The organism is Photobacterium lucens (assembly GCF_009873615.1).
GTDB lineage: Bacteria > Pseudomonadota > Gammaproteobacteria > Enterobacterales > Vibrionaceae > Photobacterium > Photobacterium lucens.
This window is the reverse complement of record NZ_SSMG01000482.1, coordinates 1-4,169: the sequence shown is the minus strand read 5'-3', so window position 1 is coordinate 4,169 and position 4,169 is coordinate 1. Positions and strand designations below refer to the sequence as shown.

General features: G+C 40.4%; 3 protein-coding genes. All 3 read right to left on the bottom strand.

Going from position 1 to position 4,169, the window contains the following annotated elements; translation table 11 throughout:
- Positions 1-49: 49 nt before the first annotated feature.
- Positions 50-580: a YqhA family protein gene (locus tag E5A76_RS19755; protein WP_161119971.1), complete on the bottom strand. Its 531-nt coding sequence runs from the start codon at positions 578-580 to the stop codon at positions 50-52.
- A gap of 93 nt (positions 581-673) precedes the next feature.
- On the bottom strand, positions 674-3,058 hold the full coding sequence (locus E5A76_RS19750; protein ID WP_161119970.1) for a DNA polymerase II: 2,385 nt from the start codon (positions 3,056-3,058) through the stop codon (positions 674-676).
- Between the two features lie 44 nt (positions 3,059-3,102).
- Positions 3,103-3,873 (bottom strand): nucleotidyltransferase domain-containing protein, encoded by a 771-nt coding sequence (locus E5A76_RS19745; protein ID WP_161119969.1) that lies wholly within the window; start codon positions 3,871-3,873, stop codon positions 3,103-3,105.
- Between the last annotated feature and the right edge of the window lie 296 nt (positions 3,874-4,169).

The window sequence follows — 4,169 nt, the reverse complement described above, 5'->3', positions numbered from 1 at the left end:
CAATGAGTGCGTTTTTTATTATTTGATAAAAGCAATAATCAAACGAAAATTACTCTTTCTCTTCAATGCGATCTTCTGACTCTTCCGCAAGGTTTAAAAACTTCAAACCTAAGCTCAAAAGTAATATTGATACAGGTAAAATTAAGATCTTCCAATCGAGATGATCAAAATTAACCAATACTGCTTCTAAAAACTTCACAAAAAGAATGATCACAATCACTTCTGCTAATACATTCTTTAAGTGACCAATGTTAGGGGTTTTAATCCACCCTAATACATTTTCTTTGTCAGCATCGGTAGGCTTTTTGTTAGATATGAAAAGCGTAAAAACGCCGTGAGCAAAAATGAATAAGACAAAGGCAATTAAGAAGGTATCAAGCGATTTGATCAGATAATAGGTCGCGATATCTGCGGTATCTAAATGCGCCAAGCTGTTATGTGGGATCTTATTTAAAAATACCACCGCAAAAGCGGTATAGGTTTTCATTGCGCCAACAATAAACAGCAGCAGTGATCCCAAAGTCGAACAAATAATGGCTAACCAGCCAATGTAACGAAACGCGTTAAATGTTTTTTTCATAGCAAATGTTATCTAAAAATTTTTCAATATTATAAGGAATTATCTATTAAACAGATAATATCTTTTAACAATAAAATTAGATAATAAACGCGCTTAAAACAATCCCAATTGTGGTGCAGTGATATCATCGAAGTACTTACCAATAAATGGCAAGATCCCATCAGCAACAGGTTTTAACTGTTTATCAATGTAATGATTGTAATCAATTGGGCTTTGACGATATTCACTCGGCTCTGCCCCTGAGGTAGTAAACACGTACTCAATTGTGCCTTTATTTTGATACTGCTTTGGACGCCCCAATTTCACGTTCATTTCATCTGCTAATCGTGCTGCACGTACCTGTGGCGGAATGTTTTTCTGATAATCAACAAGGTTACGGCGTAACCTTTTGCGATAAATCAACTGATCATCAAACTCCCCTGCCAATGTACGCTGGGTGTATTCGCGAATGTAATCATCAACAGGCTGATCGTGGAATACCATTTGATATAACGACTGCTGAAAATGCTGGGCTAGCGGCGTCCAGTCGGTACGTACCGTTTCTAAACCTTTAAATACGATTTCTTCTTTATCACCACGCCATACTAAACCAGCATAACGCTTTTTACTGCCCGTTTCCTGTCCACGAATAGTCGGCATAAGGAACTTGTGATAATGGGTTTCGTACTCAATTTCTAATGCCGATGTTAATCCGTATTCGTCGCAAAGATGATCAGTCCACCACTGGTTAATATACTCAACCAAATCATTGCCTATCTGATCAGCCTCTTGCTTTGAATGGGCTTTTTTAAGCGAAACAAAGGTTGAATCGGTATCACCGTAAATCACTTCATAACCTTTGGCTTCAATCAATTCGCGCGTGAGTTTCATGATTTCATGACCACGCATGGTAATAGAAGATGCTAAACGGTGATCAAAGAAACGACAGCCCGAAGAGCCCAGAACACCATAAAACGAGTTCATGATGATCTTAATGGCTTGTGAGAACGCCTTTTCACCATCTCGCTTGGCTTGATCCCGTGCAGCCCACAACTCTTCAATCATCTTGGGTAAGAAGTGTTTCGTTCGGTGGAATCGTCCACCACGAAAACCACTAATCGCTTGATCGTCAGCTTTGCCCTCTTGCAAGGTTAAACCTTCCACCAGCCCCATTGGATCGATACGAAAAGAACGAATGATCGATGGATATAGCGATTTAAAATCTAAAACGAGTACTGAATCATACAAACCCGGCTTGGAATCCATCACATATCCACCGGGGCTTGCAATCCAATTATCACTGATCAAGTTTGGCGCAATATAGCCTGCACGATGCAATTGCGGCATATAAAGATTGGTAAAAGCAGCAACAGAGCCACCCACACGATCAAGCTCAACCCCCGTTAAGCGGCAACGTTCAATGGCGAAATCAAGTAAGTGAGTATGATCAAAAATGCGCGTCACCAACTCACAGTCCTGTAAGTTGTATTTAGCCAGTGAGAGCTTATCGTGACGGAACATATTATTAATTTCCGCCATTCGATCATGGACGTTATGAATGGCCTTACCTTCGCCCAATAACTCTTGAGAAACAGACTCTAACGACCACGAACGGAAGTTATAGGTTGCGGTTTTTAGGGTATCAATACCATCCATCACCACTCGACCGGGAATAGTAATAAAACCTTGGTTCGGGTTTTGCGATGACGGTCGGTAATGGGGTGTTTGTCGTCCTCGTCCGATACGAAGATTAACTTTATTCCATTCAGCACGATGGAGCAGTAAACGAAAATCGAAGTCGATAACATTCCAACCGATGATCACATCAGGATCAAATGCGGTAAACCAAGACTCTAATGCTTGTAGCAACGCCTTTTCATCATCAACCCACTCAATCACTAGGTTATCGGAATCTTGATAATCATCAGGGGCTTGCCCTACCATGATCACTCGACTATCCGCTTCGCTATGTAAGCCCACAGAGTAAAGTACACCCTTCTCTGAACATTCGATATCAAGCGAAACCACGCTTAATTTAGGCACATAATCGGTAGGTTTTACTTTGGTATTCGTCACCTCGGTATAGCCTAACTTCGCTTTATGATCGCCAGTAAAAACTAAACCACCACGAACAAAACGCTCCATTAAAAAACGATCGGCTAAACGAATATCAGACTCAAAGACATCAATATATTCCTCAGCGAGTGCTTTGGTTGCGGTAAACCCGTCACGGATAGTTTGGGTATAACAGGCGGAAATGGCATGATGCTGAAAAGTTTTTAACGGCAGATCGTTAAAACGAGCGGATATATTGGCTTTCGCTAACAGTTGTTGTGCTTGTGCTCTTTGCTCTGTACGAACAAAAAAGACCGGATTATCACCTACGATAGACAAACGATGTGGCCCTTGCTCTGTTTTTACCCAGAGTATGATTTCCGTTTGCCCTTTAATATCACGACTTTGGCGAGTGAGTACAAAACCCGTTGTTAACGACTGCAAATAAAACCTCGATTACCTTTTTCTATATCAACCTAGTTTGCTGTTTACCCGATTTTCTTTTCGATTTTTTCAAACTCAGCCACAATCCATTGACCAAATTGTTCAATTAAAAAGAGTGATGCCCTTTTGGGCACTTGCGGCCCATGAATTAAGATCTGAATACGTTCGATTTCTACTGCTTTTTCTGGATAGAAATAAAGGAAGTAATCAGCGCATTGTTGCTCGCTATAAGCAAGGCTCGATGTGCGATGAGCCACCAGCATAAAGCTACTGCGTAACATCTTCTTACCTGCTATACGGCACAGTGCGTTATATTCAGTGACACTTTTGGTTGCCATGATTTTTTGACGACAATCAGCAAGTACTGCTTTTATATCGCCATTAAAGGCTTTGGCTATTTCCCAACTTGGCTCAAACAAACCAAACTTGCTCGCCAAATCTTCACCGTATAAACATACGCTACAATGCTTAAGCCAAAATCCCCATTTGAAAATAGAACTCAGAGTCATGACCTCATCGAGAGTAACAACGCAGATATCAACACGTGGCACAACATCATAACGATACGTAATATGTTCACACAACGTGGCGACTGTACGCTTTTCTAATGCCGTTAATTCACAGTTAACAACCATAGTCAGATTAATATCAGACTCTCCCACCGTGGCACAACGTGCTGCCACACTACCATTTAAATAAATACTGTGTATTTGCTGAGGTAAATCGGCTTGTAATTGCTTTACCAATGTTAGCAATACCGGCATATAAGGCGCTTGGAATGGCGTAGATTGATCAAGTATTGGTAGTGTTTTCATTACAAATACATACTCGTAAACAGCGTAAAACGTACAATAGCAGCAATAACAAATCGCAATAACGGCTTAATTCTTTATGCTTCATCTGCTTATATACTATCAAAGCCCGTCAACTAATAGTAAAAACGCTTAATCGGTGTTTTTCTGATAAATTTTCGTTCAAATCATCATAGTCATCGCATCTTATCTCGGTTTCAGTATAATCAGCAGTTCTTACACACCAAGAGACAGATCTAAATCTATGGAAACTCAAAACCTGATTTCTTACGATGACGTTATCGAAGCGGCATACGATA